General features: G+C 34.3%; 17 protein-coding genes and 2 tRNA genes. 10 read left to right on the top strand and 9 right to left on the bottom strand.

What is annotated here, in order from left to right; translation table 11 throughout:
* Nucleotides 1-6: 6 nt before the first annotated feature.
* The 4 genes from PHV22_RS02795 to PHV22_RS02780 form a co-directional block, all read right to left on the bottom strand.
* Nucleotides 7-291: a YggT family protein gene (locus PHV22_RS02795; protein WP_295023204.1), complete on the bottom strand. Its 285-nt coding sequence runs from the start codon at nt 289-291 to the stop codon at nt 7-9.
* The gene (gltX, locus tag PHV22_RS02790; protein ID WP_295023205.1) at nt 288-1,586 is read right to left on the bottom strand and encodes a glutamate--tRNA ligase; all 1,299 of its coding nucleotides are present in this window, start codon (nt 1,584-1,586) and stop codon (nt 288-290) included. The genes PHV22_RS02795 and gltX overlap by 4 nt, the downstream gene beginning before the upstream one ends.
* 162 nt (nt 1,587-1,748) lie before the next feature.
* Nucleotides 1,749-2,051: a sulfite:cytochrome C oxidoreductase subunit B gene (locus tag PHV22_RS02785; protein WP_299945640.1), complete on the bottom strand. Its 303-nt coding sequence runs from the start codon at nt 2,049-2,051 to the stop codon at nt 1,749-1,751.
* 12 nt (nt 2,052-2,063) lie between these two features.
* Complete coding sequence (locus PHV22_RS02780; protein ID WP_299945637.1) at nt 2,064-3,269, bottom strand: molybdopterin-dependent oxidoreductase; 1,206 nt, start codon at nt 3,267-3,269, stop codon at nt 2,064-2,066.
* Between the two features lie 125 nt (nt 3,270-3,394).
* Here PHV22_RS02780 and PHV22_RS02775 point away from each other — a divergent pair, with 125 nt between their 5' ends.
* Nucleotides 3,395-4,261 (top strand): LysR substrate-binding domain-containing protein, encoded by an 867-nt coding sequence (locus PHV22_RS02775; protein WP_299945634.1) that lies wholly within the window; start codon nt 3,395-3,397, stop codon nt 4,259-4,261.
* 92 nt (nt 4,262-4,353) lie between these two features.
* On the opposite strand, the gene PHV22_RS02770 is transcribed toward PHV22_RS02775, so the two are convergent.
* Together PHV22_RS02770 and PHV22_RS02765 are read right to left on the bottom strand one after the other, a co-directional pair.
* Nucleotides 4,354-4,428 (bottom strand) — tRNA-Glu (locus tag PHV22_RS02770).
* 63 nt (nt 4,429-4,491) lie between these two features.
* Nucleotides 4,492-4,701 carry a hypothetical protein gene (locus PHV22_RS02765; RefSeq protein WP_295023209.1) on the bottom strand — a complete coding sequence of 70 codons (210 nt, stop codon included), beginning with the start codon at nt 4,699-4,701 and terminating at the stop codon, nt 4,492-4,494.
* A gap of 397 nt (nt 4,702-5,098) precedes the next feature.
* On the opposite strand from PHV22_RS02765, the gene PHV22_RS02760 reads away from it, so the two are divergent.
* A tRNA-Leu gene (locus PHV22_RS02760) sits at nt 5,099-5,180 on the top strand.
* Nucleotides 5,181-5,296: 116 nt separating this feature from the next.
* Here PHV22_RS02760 and motB read toward each other — a convergent pair.
* Nucleotides 5,297-6,130, bottom strand: a complete 834-nt coding sequence (gene motB, locus PHV22_RS02755) for a flagellar motor protein MotB (protein WP_295023210.1) — start codon at nt 6,128-6,130, stop codon at nt 5,297-5,299.
* 12 nt (nt 6,131-6,142) lie between these two features.
* Nucleotides 6,143-6,913 (bottom strand): flagellar motor stator protein MotA, encoded by a 771-nt coding sequence (motA, locus tag PHV22_RS02750; protein WP_295023211.1) that lies wholly within the window; start codon nt 6,911-6,913, stop codon nt 6,143-6,145.
* 293 nt (nt 6,914-7,206) lie between these two features.
* Here motA and flgA point away from each other — a divergent pair, with 293 nt between their 5' ends.
* From flgA to PHV22_RS02725, 5 genes are all read left to right on the top strand, one after another.
* Nucleotides 7,207-7,965, top strand: coding sequence for a flagellar basal body P-ring formation chaperone FlgA (gene flgA / locus PHV22_RS02745; protein ID WP_299945629.1), 759 nt, complete (start codon nt 7,207-7,209; stop codon nt 7,963-7,965).
* The gene (locus tag PHV22_RS02740) at nt 7,962-8,480 is read left to right on the top strand and encodes a UbiX family flavin prenyltransferase (RefSeq protein WP_295023213.1); all 519 of its coding nucleotides are present in this window, start codon (nt 7,962-7,964) and stop codon (nt 8,478-8,480) included. Before flgA ends, PHV22_RS02740 begins: the two co-directional genes overlap by 4 nt.
* A 2-nt stretch (nt 8,481-8,482) precedes the next feature.
* Nucleotides 8,483-8,974 (top strand): pantetheine-phosphate adenylyltransferase, encoded by a 492-nt coding sequence (gene coaD, locus PHV22_RS02735; RefSeq protein WP_295023214.1) that lies wholly within the window; start codon nt 8,483-8,485, stop codon nt 8,972-8,974.
* Nucleotides 8,959-9,534, top strand: coding sequence for a dTMP kinase (gene tmk / locus PHV22_RS02730; protein WP_295023215.1), 576 nt, complete (start codon nt 8,959-8,961; stop codon nt 9,532-9,534). Before coaD ends, tmk begins: the two co-directional genes overlap by 16 nt.
* A gap of 344 nt (nt 9,535-9,878) precedes the next feature.
* Nucleotides 9,879-10,433 carry an HPP family protein gene (locus PHV22_RS02725; protein WP_295023216.1) on the top strand — a complete coding sequence of 185 codons (555 nt, stop codon included), beginning with the start codon at nt 9,879-9,881 and terminating at the stop codon, nt 10,431-10,433.
* On the opposite strand, the gene PHV22_RS02720 is transcribed toward PHV22_RS02725, so the two are convergent.
* Entirely contained in the window at nt 10,430-11,332 is a 903-nt protein-coding gene (locus PHV22_RS02720) for a protoglobin domain-containing protein (RefSeq protein WP_295023217.1), read from the bottom strand. The genes PHV22_RS02725 and PHV22_RS02720 overlap by 4 nt on opposite strands.
* A 94-nt stretch (nt 11,333-11,426) precedes the next feature.
* Between PHV22_RS02720 and hisS the strand changes: the two genes are divergently transcribed.
* From hisS to speA, 3 genes are read left to right on the top strand one after another with little or no spacing between them, the layout of a single operon-like run.
* The gene (hisS, locus tag PHV22_RS02715; protein WP_299945622.1) at nt 11,427-12,638 is read left to right on the top strand and encodes a histidine--tRNA ligase; all 1,212 of its coding nucleotides are present in this window, start codon (nt 11,427-11,429) and stop codon (nt 12,636-12,638) included.
* Nucleotides 12,638-14,368 carry an FMN-binding glutamate synthase family protein gene (locus tag PHV22_RS02710; RefSeq protein WP_295023219.1) on the top strand — a complete coding sequence of 577 codons (1,731 nt, stop codon included), beginning with the start codon at nt 12,638-12,640 and terminating at the stop codon, nt 14,366-14,368. The genes hisS and PHV22_RS02710 overlap by 1 nt, the downstream gene beginning before the upstream one ends.
* A 9-nt stretch (nt 14,369-14,377) precedes the next feature.
* The gene (gene speA, locus PHV22_RS02705) at nt 14,378-16,207 is read left to right on the top strand and encodes a biosynthetic arginine decarboxylase (protein ID WP_295023220.1); all 1,830 of its coding nucleotides are present in this window, start codon (nt 14,378-14,380) and stop codon (nt 16,205-16,207) included.

The raw sequence follows: 16,207 nt of genomic DNA, 5'->3' as shown, positions 1-16,207 counted from the left end.
TACGCCCTAAAGCGTATGAAGTAGCGAATTTATAACTACGATAAGAAGCTGCAGCGCAATTATAATAATCATTGGGGCCAAATCTAGGCCGTTAAAGTTTGTTTTTATATATTTTCTAACCAATCTATATGCCGGATTTGTAACTCTATATAAAAACTGAACTATTGGATTATATGGGTCAGGATTAACAAAACTAAGAAGCGCCGTTATAATAACCAACCATATATATATATTTATAAGGCTTAGAATGATAGCACCAAACCCTTGTATGATTTCCACTAATATGCTCATTTAACAATCTCCCCAATATAATTTTTCAAATATTTATAGACAGCAGCTAGATCTGGTCCATGCTCAACTCCAGTCAATAAAAGGCGAAGTGTTTTAAAGAAATCCTTTCCTTTAAGTCCAGACTCTTTCATGATGAAGTTCTTAAAATCATCATATTCCTCAAAGTATGGTGCCTTTTTAATAGTTTCGATGAGGATTAAAGATGCTTCCTTAAACTCTTGTGGAATCTCTTTATTTGCAAAAATAGGAGCTATTTTAGCTCTTAACTCTTTTATAGTTGAAATCTCTTCAAGATATACTTTTGCTAGTTCGCCTATCTCAATATCTGCAAAACCAACATATCTTGATAGCTCTTTTGCATCTAGATTTTTAAGATGCTCTTTGTTTATATATCTTAACATGTCAATACTAAAGCGGGCAGGGGATTTTGATACACTGTCTAGATTGAACCACTCTACTGCTTCACTCATATCAAAAATCTCTTTGGGAGGTTTATTTCCCATGAGAATTAGATAGTTTGCTATAGCTGATGGTAAAAAGCCCTCTTCTAAGAGCCATTTAACGCTCGAAGCATCATCTCTTTTACTCATCTTTTTACCATCATCGTTTAAGATAATAGGCAGATGCGCGTACTCGATTTTTTTACTGTAACCTAAAGCAGTGCGAATATGATCCTGTTTTGGTGTGTTGCTCATATGGTCTTCGCCACGAATAATTAAAGATATATCAGCTAGCATATCATCAACTGCACAAGCAAAGTTGTACATAGGTGTTTTATCTTGTCTCATAATTATAAAGCTGTCAACCGCATCTGGCTCGAAACTAACATCACCTTTTATGTGATCATGAACAACCACTGTACTGTCTGGTCTTTTGATTCTTATAGTAAATGGGTTTGGATTATCTATAACTAACTCATCTGGTAAGTTTCTACATGCATCGTCATATCTATATGCAGTTTTGCTATCTTTAGCTTCTTGTCGTTTTTTATCTAGCCAATCAGAAGAGCAAAAACAGCTAAATGCTTTTTTGTCATGTATGAGTTGAAGCGCCATAGCCACATGAAAACGAATATTTTCACTCTGATAAATAACTTGTGAGTACTCTATGCCAAAGAGAGCTAACATCTCTAATATCTCTTGGTCTTTACCCTCTATATTTCGTTCTTTATCGGTGTCTTCAATTCTGATGATAAGCTCTTCGCCTCTCTGCTTTGAAACAATATAATTAAATATAGCAACTCTCAAATTGCCTATGTGCATATCGCCAGTTGGGCTTGGTGCAAATCTTAACATTAAAAATCCTATGAATAATTTTTTTGTGATTTTATCGTAGCTAAGGTTTTGTTTTGCTTGATTGTTTTATTGTGCCGAAAATACGACAGTTTCGAGGAAAATTGAACTTCACAAAATAATTATCGTCCAGCGTTAGCTGAACTGCTCAATACAAATAGAAAACTATTTACCATTACCATAGTAAGTAGTTAAATAATTTTCAATAGTTTTTGCATCTTTGTCGGATATAGGTGCTTTAAACGCATCTACCATTTTAATAATTTTTTCTCTCCAAAAAGCACGAGGCTGTGGTCCTTGGTTTATAATATATCCAAAAGAGTGACACATAAGACAATTTGTATTAACCTCTTCAAAGCCTTTGCCCATTTTAATTGAGTATGAAACATATGGAACTTCTATGTTCTCTTTTACTTGCGCAAAAAGCGATGTTATTGTTAGAATTGTTATAAGTATAATTTTTCTCATTCCGTCTCCTTTTTATATGACTTCAACGGTCACAATATCTATGCCGTTGTATTTGTAACCACCATGGTTCCATAAAACATTTTGGGCAAAAGGTTGTTCATGTCCAAATCTATCCACAGCTTTTGCCATAATTTCCAGTTTACCGTATGTTTTTGGCTTAAAACTGAATCTAAATGTTCTATAGGCATAGCGTCCTCGTGCATCATTATCAAGCAGTGATGCTTCCCAAGTTGTACCACCATCTAAAGAGATAAGAACATTCTGTATACCAATCCCACCATCAAAGGCAACACCACGAACTACAAGTTGTGAATTAATTGTGATTGTTGACTTGTCTTCTGGAAAGCCGATAACAGACTTTATATTCATCCTTGTAATTGGCTTTGTTTTTTTAACCAAATTGTCAGGTAGCTCACCTTCTGTTATGTTATCTGGAACGCGATAAGCCTCATCCATAAAGAAATGGTGCTGATAATCACTTGTTACAGTGATATTTTTAAGCATTTTGACCCAGCTATCAGAAAAGTATCCAGGAAGAACAAGACGAACAGGATAGCCGTTAAGATATGGGAGATCCTCGCCATTCATCTGATAGGCAACTATGACATGGTCGTCAAGCTCATCGATATTAAGTTCACGCACAAAACCAGGGGTTTTATAATAAGCGGCGGTTTCCATACCATTAAATCCTATCCACTTGGCCCCATCTTTAAGTCCTGCTCTATGCAGAAGATCACTTAATCGCACACCTTTCCATTTTGCACAACCCATTGCTCCGCTACCCCATTGAACACCGCCAGTAATAGGCACAAATGCCGAACGACTATTTCCACCGCACTGCAAAACAGCTGTGACTTCTACTTGCTCAAAGTCATGTTTCAACTCATCAAGAGTAATAATATAATCCTTTTCTACAAGTCCGTTGACGCTAATAATGAACTTTTTAGGATCAATATATGTAGGAATTTCGGGCATATGCCATCTCACAAAAAACTCATCATTAGGCGTAATGGCTTGAGTAAAAACATCACGCGGAGCCTCTAAAAGCGGAGGGCGATCTGAATGTGTAATCATTGGTCTTTTTTCTGGAAAATTAAACTTTAATATAGGCTGATTATCAATCGGCTGTCTCATCTTAACTTCACCACCAAAAGCACTAGCGCCAAGAGTAGAAACTCCTACAACAGCGGCAGTTTTAAAAAAATCTCTTCTTTTCATTAAGTATATACTCCTTATCTTTTTTGGGAAGTTTATCGCAAAGTATCGCTTATCGATATATCTATTTTTTCATCTTCTTATTCAATTTTTTTGTATATAATTTTAAAAGTCACAAAGGAAAAGTAATGTTTACACTCAAACAACTTGAAGTATTTATCTCATTGGCATATAAACAAAAAGTGATAGATGTTGCTATGGAGTTTCAATTAAGCCAGTCCGCAATCTCAATGTCCATAAAAGAGCTAGAGAGCATAATTGGTGAGAAGTTATTTGAACGCATCGGAAAGCGTTTGACTCTCAATGAAAGAGGAGTACTTTTCTTAGAGCTAATCACCCCGCAGGTCGATGCTTTACGCAAAATTTACGCTAATTTTTCCTCACAAAAAATTGAAGGAAACCTCCGGCTGTGCGCAAGTGCAACAATAGCGAACTATCTTATTCCAAAATATATCAACAAATATAACGAGACACATCAAAATGTAAAATTTTCATTAAAATCCACCAACACAAACGATGCAATAAAGTTAATCAAAGATGGAACTTACGATATTGGCTTTATAGAAGATAGATGTAATGATGAGATGCTTATATGCAAAAAAATAGCTTCGGACGAGCTTGTCGTTGTTGTTGCAAACAGTGAACTTGCCAAAGTCAAAGAGCATTTTATAGATACTCTCGCTAGCATGCAGTGGATTATGAGAGAGGTTGGCTCTGGAACAAGGTCAACATTTTTAAACACAATATCTCCAGAAAATATTAACATATATATGGAATTTGACCATACAGAAACTATCAAGAATTTTCTAAAATTGAGCCCAAACTATATTAGCTGTCTGCCTCGTATCTCTGTTGAGCAGGAGTTAAAAGATGGCTCTCTTTTTGAGCTTCCGATACGAGGATATGATTTTAAACGCGATTTTATTCTTATAATGAGAAAAGAGAAAAAAAACAGTATGCTGGCTAACGATTTTATGAAGTTTATTTTACATTAAATAGAAGTTCTTCCAAGAGAAAAATAAATATAACTCAATAAAAGTTTAAGATTTGGAAACACTTGTTTTGTTGATTTTAAAAAGTGAGTGAGTGGTGACCCCGAGGAGAATCGAACTCCTGTAACATGGATGAAAACCATGGATCCTTACCGCTAGACGACGGGGCCACTATTCGGTACTAAACCGAGCCGAAATTATATATATATCTTTCTTAATAAATCATAAAACTATCAATCTTGATGCTTTTTAAACTTCTCAAGCCATTCTAAGTCTGACTCTTTTGAGTGCTCTTTTTGATTAAGCAGAGAGTCTATAATGCTAATCAAAGTATTTTCATCCATAAACTCTAGAAGAGCAGGGTTTATAGTCGTTTTATGTATGCCATCATATGTGTTTAGAAGGTTCTCTATATCGTTTATTAGTTGTTTTTTTCTGCTCATTTTTTCCTCTGTATTTACATCTTCTTAATATTTTTTTTATTTTTTGCAAATTATACACAAAGCAACATCAAAGTGTTTTTGAGTAAAACTTATCATCTTGAACAGCCTGTTCCTAAAATTTATATTTTCATCTATTTTCCTTATAAATTTAATTTTATACTTAGTTAGCTTTTTTTTCTACATAAGGTCTAGCATCTCTTGTGTCTTTATTTTCATATCTTTGGTTTCTTTATAATCAAATCCTTTTTGGTTAACATAATGTAAATTCTCTTAAGTAATACATACTCCACTTTTATTCTTTTATAGTGTGATTATTAAGGTAATTTTATGATGATGGCTTATGTGTATATCTTATTTTAATATTTCTTTTTGTATAATCTCAGTCTTAAAAAGAAAAGCCGCTGTGGTGGAATGGTATACACGCTCGATTCAAAATCGAGTTCGAAAGAATGTCGGTTCGAGTCCGACCAGCGGTACCACACCTTTTAAAAATTAAAATCTTAACTCCGCCAACTCTAGCAACAATCAAATAAACACTTACTTCATCTTAATATTGCCAATCTACAATAACAAATACTCTTTAATATATAAATTACTACTTTTGAAGCTTGCTTAGTGCATCTAAGATATCTTTCTCTTTCTCTTTCACAAGTGGTGTATCTTTAGAGATAAATATATAGAACTCAACTCTTCTGTTTTTCGCCCTATTCTCTTGCGTTGTGTTCTCTGCTATTGGTTTCGATGAGCCAAAACCTGCCGTAGATATTCTCTCAGCAGATATGCCGTTTTTAATTAATTCTTGTGCAACAGTCTCAGCTCTTTTGTTAGACAGCTCCATACTATTGCCTGCTGCTGGTTGAGCATCTGTATACCCACGAACAGATATATCAATATTTTCAGGAAGCGTTTTAATTATTTCAGCGATTCTTTTTAAAAAAAGATGGATATCCTGATTGCTTATAGCAGCTGAAGAACCAATAAAAGGCACAGAGGTAGGTAGTTTTAACAGTACGCCATCCATGCTTTGCTCCAGTGAGCCTTCGCCACCAGCAGATGCATCTTTCAACTCTTGCTGAATCTTAACAATAGAATCATTTATGCTTTTTTGTTCTTTTTTTTCATTTGAATCAGAAGAACCGCCATTTTCTAAAACAGAACTTCCGTTATTCTTACCTTTTGCATCAGGGTCAAGCTTTTTCTCTTCTGGAGTCATTTGCTGTACCGGTGTAGCTCGCTCAGGAGTAGGTGCAAAATCATAAATTTTTATAAACTCTTCTTTTACGGCCTTCATTTTTTCTGTATTTACAGAAGCAATAGCAAAAAGAGCAATAAAAAGTGCCAACAAGAGACTAAAAAAGTCAGCAGTTGGAACAGCCCATTTTTCAGCTGGTGGACAAGCCGGACATTTTTTACATTTTTTCTTTGCCATTATTATGCTTTGTTACTTAAATTGACTATGTTTTGGTTCTCCAGGAGGGAGAAAGTTGAGTAATTTTGCCTCAAGCGTACGAGGATTATCACCATGTGTGATACCAATAATGCCCTCTAGAATCAACTTTTGTTCTTTTACAATATGGTGTGATTTAGCTATCATTTTTGCTCCCATTGGACCAAATAAAACATAAGAACTAAAAATACCAGTTACAGTCGCTGTAAACGCCCCAGCAATACCGATTGCCATCTCAGGTGGATTGTCTAGCTTTTGAAGAGCCAGAATTAGACCCAAAACTGCTCCAATAAGACCCAAAACTGGTGAAGTCTCTCCTGCTAGAATCCAGTAATGGCCACATCCATGATAGTAGTGTTCAGTCTCTTCTATAGTTAGCTCAAGTGTTTCTGTGATGGTATCAATCTCATTACCATCAACCGCCATACTAAGTCCTTGTTTAAAAAATTCATTATCCATTTGCATAACTTTAGGCTCTAGTGATAGCAATCCTTCACGACGAGCCATAATTGACAAATCAATTATCTCTTTAATTCTTGCTTCTAAATTAATTGGAGATTTTTTAAAAATCATTCCAGCATTCTTAAAAGCACCCTTTATATATTCTACATCAGTACTAACCATAGCAGCAAGAAGTGTTGTTGGCATAATGATGATAAGAGAAGTTATATGAACAATATGAACTGGATTTCCACCCTCCATCAAGTCACCAACAGAGATGGTTGTTATAGCGCCTAGTATTCCGAGAATAACCGTTAAATCCATATAAGTCCCTTTTTTATGCGATTAAATCAAATTATTTATTTTTATGTTCCGCAGTATAGCAAATATTTCAATATAGCAATCTTATTAAATTTTATATTAGCGTTAATTATCAAAATAATCTCTATTATTTACACAATATGTTAGAATTGTAAAAAAAATAAATCTGAGTCAAAATAATGTCAAAAAATTTTATACTTTTTATTTTCCTCTGTCTGAGCCTATCTGCAGACAACTTGATAGTTTTAAATAATACTTATTATGTAAAAAATCATAAAATTAATCTTAGTACTATCGTGCCCAATCTCTCAACTGACTCCGAACTATATACAATCGAGGAAAATAGGCATTCACTAAGAATAAAAACAGCAGATTTATTAAAAATATTAAAAATAAATGGCTATCAAAATTATACTTCCAAGCATCAGTATATAAATTTTATTGTAAAAAGCGATATTGACACATCTAAAATTAATCTAGTGCTTAGTGATTATTATAAAGAAAAATATAGAGATATTAATATAAAAGAAATCACAATTACTCCAATGAGCTACACAGTAGCCATACCTGAAGGTTTTACAGTAAATATTCAAAAAGATAGTTACTTGTCAAAAAAAGGAATACTAAGCATAAAAACTCTAGAAAATAAAAAAATATTTTTAAACTATATAATAGATGCGGAAATAAGCCTATTTCTAAGCTCAAAACAGATTAAAAAAGATGATGAAATTTCACTGTCAAATAGTTCTAGAAAAAAGGTAAAATTAGAAAAACTCAAAGATACTCCAGTGCAAAACATAGGAACCAGCTCATATCAAGCTAAACACTACATAACTGAGAATATGATTTTAACTACAAGAGATATTAGAACTTTAGTTTTAGTGAAGAGAAACTCTTCTGTCAGCGTTAGCATAAATGATGAAAATATGGTTATCTCATCTGAAGCAAAAGCCTTAGAAGATGGTGCATTAAATGATACAATTGACATTCAAAAGAGCGATAAAGTCAAATTAAAAGCTAAGGTAATTGGTAAAAATATGGTAGAGATAATATGAAGATAGTAGTAGCTTCTAGCGGTGCCAGTGGTGTTAATCTGGGAATAAAAATACTTAAACTACTTCCTGAAAATATAGATAAACATTTTATAATGAGCGAAAACTCCAAAACAGTTTTAGATAAAGAGATGGGTATAAAATATCATAAAAACGAAAATATATCGGCAAACATTGCATCTGGTTCTTTTGGCGTAGATGCTATGATAATTGCACCCTGCAGTATGAATACATTAGCAAAAATAGCATGCGGAATTGCTGATAATCTAGTTACTAGATGTGCAAGTGTGATGATAAAAGAGCATAAAAAACTAATCTTGGCACCTAGAGAGATGCCATTTTCCGCTATTGCATTAGAAAATATGCACAAACTAGCTTCTTTGGGCATAATAATTGCTCCACCAGTTATGGCGTACTACTCAGAACAACAAACACTTGAAGATATGGAAAATTTTATTATCGGCAAATGGTTTGATCTGCTTGGTATTGAAAATAGTCTTTATAAGAGATGGGAATAATATTGAAAAAAATAGCACTCTATCCTGGTACTTTCGACCCAATAACAAACGGGCACTTTGACATCATAGAGCGGGCTTTAGGACTTTTTGATGAAGTGATAGTTGCAGTTGCTACATCTCAAGATAAAAAGCCAATGTTTGCATTAGAAGAGCGAATATATATGACCAAAGAAGCCGTAAAAGATTTGAAAAATGTAAAAGTGCTTGGTTTTGATAATCTAACAGTTGAATTTGCAAAAACACACAATGCTACCGTCTTGATTCGAGGTCTTCGTGCTGTTAGTGACTTCGAATATGAACTTCAACTTGGGTATTTGAACAACTCACTTGATAACACAATTGAGACTGTCTATCTTATGCCAAAACTTCAACACGCCTTTATAAGCTCCTCAATTGTGAGAAATTTACTAAAATTTAACGCGAAAACAGAGCATCTTCTTCCAAATGAGGTGCAAAAAATTATAGGAAGTATGAATTCATGTACATTGCAATAGAGGGAATTGATACGGCTGGCAAAAGCACACAGATACAAAAACTACGCGAGCATTTCAAAGATGCAATAATCACAAAAGAACCTGGTGGCACAGAAGCTGGAAAAGAGATAAGAGAAATAGTTCTTAGTGCTAAAACAAAGAGTAAAAAAGCTGAGTTTCTACTCTTTTTAGCTGACCGTGCAGAGCACATAAAAGAGGTAATTGAGCCAAATTTAGGAAAGATGATTATCTCTGATAGAAGTGTTATAAGTGGCGTTGCTTATGCTTTAGTTCAGGGTGAGATCAGTGAAACCGCTATAGTTCACTTAAATAGATTTGCTACAAGTGGGATATATCCACAAAAAGTTTTTCTACTTAAACTAACAAAAGAGGCACTCTCTTTTAGACTTTCACAAAAAGAGTTAGATGGCATTGAACTAAGAGGTGTGGAGTATCTTTTAAAAATTCAAGAAGCTATTATAGAGGCCTCAAAACTCTTAGAGATAGAGCTTGTACTCATAGATGCAACTAGAGACATTGACTCCATAACACAAGAGATAATAAACAGCATAAATATCTAACTAATTTTATACACTTTTTTAAAATTATTGATTCTTTATCTTTTAGCTACTATTTTATGCTGCATCGAAATATCTTCCTTAAAGTTCTTGCGCCAATTTCTTAAACTCTCTAACTAGAGCCAACTGTCTACTTGCCACATACTCTGTTAAGAGTTTTTTTATTTTGACATTATTATCAAATAATAAAATTATCATAAACTCCCTTTTTAACTCACTCAGATTTATTACCTTTGCTTTTGTATTAACTATAAATTGGACGATTAACTTAATATTGATTTGCATCAACTTCTATTACCAAAAAAATATCTATTATTCTTTATTGTTATGTAAAAAATGGAGATTGGATGCGCCTTAGAAACTACTTCAATAGAATGAAATCAAAAGATATTCGACCTCATAGAAAACCGTTAAACAAAATAGCATGGTCCGTTGTGGGTGCATTTATTGGCATATATGTAATGTCAATTTTTAGCAACTCTTTTTCAGTAAAAGATAGCTTCTTTCTTCTTGGATCATTTGGAGCATCTGCAGTTTTAATATATGGTGCTCCGGAGGTGCATTTTTCACAGCCAAGGAACTTAATAGGCGGTCATGTTTTATCCGCTTTTATATCAGTATTTTTAGTAAAATCATTAGGTGGTTTTTTAAGCTTAGAACTTTTATGCTCTCTTAGCGTAGCTCTTTCAGTTTTAGTTATGCATCTAACACTCACTATGCATCCTCCAGGTGGAGCAACAGCTCTTTTGTATGTGATTGGGAGCGAGCACATACAATCACTTGGTTGGCTATACCCTTTCACGCCAATCGCACTTGGAGTATTTATAATGCTTGCGATTGCTCTTATTGTAAATAATATGTCAAACAACACAAAAAGGCATTATCCTCTTTATTGGTACTAAAGGGGTGCTTTATTTTTTACATTTACAAGCCAGTACGCAATAGCCAATGAGACAATTACGGCACCTATAATTAAAAGCTCATTTCCTTTTTCCGAAGAGAGAGAGTAGATAAGAATTTTTCTAATGAGTGCTGCCATTGCAAGCATTATAAAAGCACCTATCGCAAAACCTTTTCCTTGAAGATGATTTATCTCTTCATGTATAAGCTCTATCGCAGCCCACAAAACAAGCAAACTTCCCAAAACAGTTAAAATTCCCTTCTCTATTCCTATATCTGAGGCAAAAAGCAGATAGATATCATACGAGAAAAGCCCAATAGCAAAAAAGGCGACAAGTGCTAAGGAGCCTGCTAAAAAGAAGTTTATGTATGAGTTAAATTTTTTAAGACCACTCAAAATTGTCTTTTCAAACTTTGACAGAGATAAAAATTTGCTAAGTTCTTCTTCTCTGTAAGAACTCGTTAGTGTGTCAAGATTTATATCTACAATTTTCTCAACTGCACCTATTGTTTTTAGGAGAGGCTCTTTATCTCTTACACTTTCCTCAATATTTTTAACTATAAATGTTCTTACGAAAGTAAAAGCTGCATTAACATAGTGAGTTGGAAGCCCTATTCTTACATGAACCTCACCTATCTTATACAGATACATAAAATATTGTAAATCATACTTTCCACAAAATAGATTTACAAACCACTCTTTAATTTTTTCCCTATGATAGTCAATAATTTTCTGATTTTTAAGAAATTTTGCAGTTGAACCAAACCCCCAAATATAGTCATAAAACTCATCTATAAACTTCTCTGAAAGTTCACTCATTCTAGGCTGCAGAGCTGCTAAGATGCGAGACTCATCTTCTGTAAATTTGTAGTGTTCCTTTAAACTCTCATATCGTTGCATCCCCAGCCTTTTTTTTGTTCATATTTTGTTATTATACGCAAAAAAATGGTATTCTTTCAATCTTAAAAAACTGTGTTATGCGTAAAGGGGTAAGATGATCAGCTCGTTAAGAGGGATGAATGATATTTTAAGTGATGATTATGAGAGATTCACATACTTTATAGAGATTGCTACAAATGTTGCAAAAAGATATGGTTTTCACTTTATAGAAACTCCACTGCTTGAAGAGACTGCGCTTTTTAAACGCTCAGTTGGCGAATCAAGTGATATTGTCGGCAAAGAGATGTATCAGTTTATAGACAAAGGTGAAAATGATGTTTGCCTTCGCCCAGAGGGAACAGCAGGCGTTGTTCGAGCTTTTGTGCAAAAGAAGCTCGACCGTGCTGGTGGCTTGCACCGATTTTTTTATCATGGCGCTATGTTTCGTTACGAGAGACCTCAAAAAGGAAGACTTAGACAGTTTCATCAATTTGGAGTTGAGAGTTTTGGAGAGGCAAGCGTTCATGAAGATGCTACCATGATTATGATGGTTAGCGATATATTAAAAACACTTGGTATTGGCTATAGGCTCCAACTAAACTCTCTTGGCGATGAAAATTGCATGCCACAGTATCGTACATCTCTTATAAAATTTATAGAGAGTATGGAAGATAAAATTTGTGAGGATTGCCAAAGAAGAAAAACCACAAATCCAATCCGCGTTCTTGATTGTAAAAATCAGGCGTGTCAAGAGATTTATAAAAATGCTCCGAAATTAGTAGATAACCTCTGCGATGGATGCAGTAATGACTTTACAAAACTTAAAAAAATCCTTGAGAATAATGAAATATTATACGAAATAGATACAAATCTGGTTCGCGGACTTGACTACTACTCAAAAACTGCATTTGAGTTTGTAAGCGATAATATAGGAAGCCAAAGCGCTATTGCTGGCGGTGGAAGATACGATAAACTTGTCGAGTTTTTAGATGGCAGAGCAACCCCTGCTGTTGGCTTTGCTATTGGCATCGAGAGGCTCATGGAGCTTATAATTATGCCAGAGAACGCAAGGAATGGATACTATATAGGAGCCATGGACACAGAGGCTATTGATATAGTTGTTGAGCTTGCACAAAAAAAACGAAAAACAGAAAAAACGGTGATTGACTACAAAGTTAAAAATCTACAAAATCATCTAAAAGCTGCTGATAAAGTTAATGCGAAATATTGTGCAGTTATTGGCTCACATGAGATGAAAAACAAAACGGTATGGATAAAAAATCTAGAAGATAAGACCGAACAGATAGTTGAAGTGAAGAATTTTTAATGGAGTTTATACATAATATATGGGATTTTTTTATAAATTTTATCCAATTTTTTATTCTTATTGCTATACTTGGGCTATTTGTCTTATATATTTACGATAGATTTGTTCAAAGAAATCATGCCTTACTTGTAAATTATCCAGTCATTGGAAGGATGCGTTATTTTTTTGAAGCGCTCAGGGAGCCTTTGCGCCAATATTTTGCAGAAGAGACATTTTATGAGTCAAAAGATAAGGTTGACTGGGTTTATAAAGCCGCAAAAAATGTACCTAATTACCAATCATTTTCCATCTCTCAGCCTCATAGTGATTTTAAATTTATGATTAAACATACAGCTCATGTTTTAAATGATGATGAGATAAAACAAGACATGAGTGTGGTGTTTGGCAAAAACAGAGAGATACCATTTATTTCACACTCTCCAATTATCCGTTCAGCTATGAGCGATGGCGCAATTAGTCCAGAGGGTATTCGTGCATTTGCGCTTGGTGGTGCTAAATCACATCTAACGGTGAACACAGGAGAAGGCTCTCTTACTTCTAATCACCTCTTCACACATAAGCCGGATTTGAAAAATTGTGATTATTTAAATATTATCTATGGTACTCCCGTTGCCGAACTTGCTTTTAAAATTGCCACATTTTTATTTAATCATGCGGTAGCAATAAAGTGGTATAGAGCTATTTTACTCTTTGGCAACAAGACTAAAAATACATATATTTACGACACTCCCTCGCATGTGCTCTTCCGCGTAAACTGGAGTGCTCCTATTGAATCGTTTCCAAAAGAAGTACCAACAGATATACCAAATATAATTTTTCAGATTGGCTCAGGACTTTATGGCGTTCGTGATGAAAATAGCAAGTTTGATGAAATAAAATATCAAAAAGTTATGAAATTTTGTCGCATGACAGAGATAAAAATAGCTCAAGGAGCAAAACAGACTGGCGGAAAATTGGCTGGGTCTAAAGTAACTGCCGATATATCATACTTCAGAGGTGTTCCCGAAGGCAAAGATGCCTTTGCTCCAAATAGATTTCCGTATGCAGACACAACCTCCGATTTACTTGATTTTGTTGAGAGACTACAAGTTTTATCAAAAAAACCAGTTGGATTTAAGATAGTAATCTCTGATTCTACTTCGATTGAAGAGCTAGCAAAAGAGATTTTGGCAAGAAAATTAGCAAACAGAGCACTACCGGACTTCATAACCGTTGATAGCGGAGAAGGTGGAAGCGCCACCGCACCTCTTGAACTTATGGAGTCAATTGGTCTTAATACAAATGATGCCCTTTATGTACTAGATACTGTACTTAAAAAATATGGCATTAGAGATGATCTAAAAATTATTGCAAGTGGTAAGATTTTAACTCCCGATGACGCAATTATAACAATGTGTATGGGTGCCGACGCAGTTGGAATAGCAAGAGGCTTTATGATGAGTGCAGGATGCATCCGCGCTAGAATGTGTTCTGGTTTTGGCACACATGTCTGCCCTGTTGGTTTAGCTACACAGGATGAGAGAAAAAGGGCTTCATATCTTGTTGTGAAAAAAGGATTAGAGATTGCAAACTATCATAAAAATCTCTTAAAAGGGATGAAAACACTGCTTTCAGTCATGGGAATAGATCATATAAGTAAGATAAATAAATCTCATCTTACTTTTAAAAATGCAAACGATGAGATATTTTTCGATGTAGATCAATATTTTCATAAAAAATTACGAGTATAGGTTAAAAATATGACAAACTTTGGGTTAGATATATGGTCAAATAAGAATTTTATTATTGAAGATGGGCAGATAAAATTAAATTACAAGTGCATGCCATCTCTTTTAAAAATAACAGAAGATATCAGGGATAGAGACATTAGAGGTCCAATACTTCTTAGATTTCCACATCTTATTAAAAAACAGATAAGAAGTCTTTATTGGTATTTTGATAAAGCTATAAAAGAGAACAATTACAAGGGTAATTTCAATGCTGTTTTTCCACTTAAAGTAAATCAGTTTCCCTATGCCGTAGAAGCTGTTACAACTCAAGGGGAAGAGTTCAACTATGGGCTAGAAGCTGGCAGTAAAGCTGAGTTAATTTTAGCTATGAGCAAAACACCAAATGGCTCAAATATTACAGTCAATGGTTTTAAAGATAAAGAGATGATTTTTTTGGGATTTATTGCTGCTCAAAGCGGACATAACATTACCATAACTATAGAGGGACTTGGTGAGCTAGAGACAATTATAGAAGTTGCTACAGAGTCAAAAATTAAGGTTCCAAATATTGGAATTCGCATAAGACTGCACAGCTCAGGAAGTGGCGTTTGGGCAAAAAGCGGTGGAATGGATGCTAAGTTTGGCTTAACTTCAACAGAAATTCTTGAGGCGGTTTCACTTCTTAGAGAAGCTGATTTATTAAACAATCTAACAATGATTCATTTTCATATTGGTTCTCAAATGTCAGATATTGCTCCACTTAAAAAGGCTCTAAGAGAGGCGGGAAATATCTATGCAGAACTTAAAAAGATGGGTGCTGATTCGCTAAACAGCATAAATATAGGCGGTGGTTTAGCGATTGAATATGATCAGCATACACACACAAAAGGTCACAACTACTCAATAGAAGAGTTTTCAAGCAGTGTTGTCTTTTTGCTCGCTGATATCATGAATACAAAAAAAGTTTCTCATCCTGATATTTTTACAGAGTCAGGAAGATTTATTGTGGCTTCACATGCAGTTCTTATTGCTCCTGTCTTAGAGCTGTTTTCGCAGGATTATCAAGAACAACATCTAAGAATAAAAGATAAGAACCCTCCACTCATAGAGGAGCTTTTAGAGTTAAATCAACTACTTAACAATAAAAATTGTATAGAGTACCTTCACGATGCACTTGATCATATGGAATCACTACTTACTCTTTTTGATTTGGGCTATATTGACCTAAAAGATAGATCTAACGCTGAAATTTTAGTTCACAGCATCATCAAAAAAGCGCTCTATCTTAAATCTGCTACACCAACTGATGAGCTAGAGAGGCTTCAAGAGAAACTTCAAGAGAGATATCTAATCAATGCTTCTATATTTCAGAGCTTGCCTGATTACTGGGGTCTTGGACAAAATTTTCCAATTATGCCGCTAAATCATCTTGATGCAACTCCGCTTCGTGCTGCATCTCTTTGGGATATCACATGTGACAGTGATGGCGAAATTGTCTTCAACCAAGATAGACCACTCTACCTTCATGATGTAAATCTTGATGAGGAAGATTACTTTTTAGGATTTTTTAATGTTGGTGCATATCAAGAAACACTAGGCATGAATCATAACCTATTTACTCATCCAAATGAATATACCATAAATATTAGCGATAGCGACTATGAAATTATAAATGAAGTAGAGTCTAAAAATATTTTAGAGATATTAAGCTCTATCGGATATGATGAAAATGAAATTTCAAATAAACTTAAAACTGATTTGGCAAATAGTATATTTATAACCGAGCAAGAAAAAAATGATACACTTGCAAAACTTGAGTTATATTTAAATCAAAATGGTTATTTAAGAACTACACTTTAA

Source organism: Sulfurimonas sp., from assembly GCF_028713515.1.
Classification (GTDB): domain Bacteria; phylum Campylobacterota; class Campylobacteria; order Campylobacterales; family Sulfurimonadaceae; genus Sulfurimonas.
The sequence above is the reverse complement of the archived record's forward strand: the minus strand, read 5'-3'. Positions and strand labels throughout refer to the sequence as shown.

Bases quoted from the DNA above. Each gene is read 5' to 3' on its own strand.
- PHV22_RS02795 (WP_295023204.1), bottom strand. From the start codon at position 291: ATGAGCATATTAGTGGAAATCATACAAGGGTTTGGTGCTATCATTCTA.
- gltX (WP_295023205.1), bottom strand. From the start codon at position 1,586: ATGTTAAGATTTGCACCAAGCCCAACTGGCGATATGCACATAGGCAAT.
- PHV22_RS02785 (WP_299945640.1), bottom strand. From the start codon at position 2,051: ATGAGAAAAATTATACTTATAACAATTCTAACAATAACATCGCTTTTT.
- PHV22_RS02780 (WP_299945637.1), bottom strand. From the start codon at position 3,269: ATGAAAAGAAGAGATTTTTTTAAAACTGCCGCTGTTGTAGGAGTTTCT.
- PHV22_RS02775 (WP_299945634.1), top strand. From the start codon at position 3,395: ATGTTTACACTCAAACAACTTGAAGTATTTATCTCATTGGCATATAAA.
- PHV22_RS02765 (WP_295023209.1), bottom strand. From the start codon at position 4,701: ATGAGCAGAAAAAAACAACTAATAAACGATATAGAGAACCTTCTAAAC.
- motB (WP_295023210.1), bottom strand. From the start codon at position 6,130: ATGGCAAAGAAAAAATGTAAAAAATGTCCGGCTTGTCCACCAGCTGAA.
- motA (WP_295023211.1), bottom strand. From the start codon at position 6,913: ATGGATTTAACGGTTATTCTCGGAATACTAGGCGCTATAACAACCATC.
- PHV22_RS02740 (WP_295023213.1), top strand. From the start codon at position 7,962: ATGAAGATAGTAGTAGCTTCTAGCGGTGCCAGTGGTGTTAATCTGGGA.
- tmk (WP_295023215.1), top strand. From the start codon at position 8,959: ATGTACATTGCAATAGAGGGAATTGATACGGCTGGCAAAAGCACACAG.
- PHV22_RS02725 (WP_295023216.1), top strand. From the start codon at position 9,879: ATGCGCCTTAGAAACTACTTCAATAGAATGAAATCAAAAGATATTCGA.
- PHV22_RS02720 (WP_295023217.1), bottom strand. From the start codon at position 11,332: ATGCAACGATATGAGAGTTTAAAGGAACACTACAAATTTACAGAAGAT.
- hisS (WP_299945622.1), top strand. From the start codon at position 11,427: ATGATCAGCTCGTTAAGAGGGATGAATGATATTTTAAGTGATGATTAT.
- PHV22_RS02710 (WP_295023219.1), top strand. From the start codon at position 12,638: ATGGAGTTTATACATAATATATGGGATTTTTTTATAAATTTTATCCAA.
- speA (WP_295023220.1), top strand. From the start codon at position 14,378: ATGACAAACTTTGGGTTAGATATATGGTCAAATAAGAATTTTATTATT.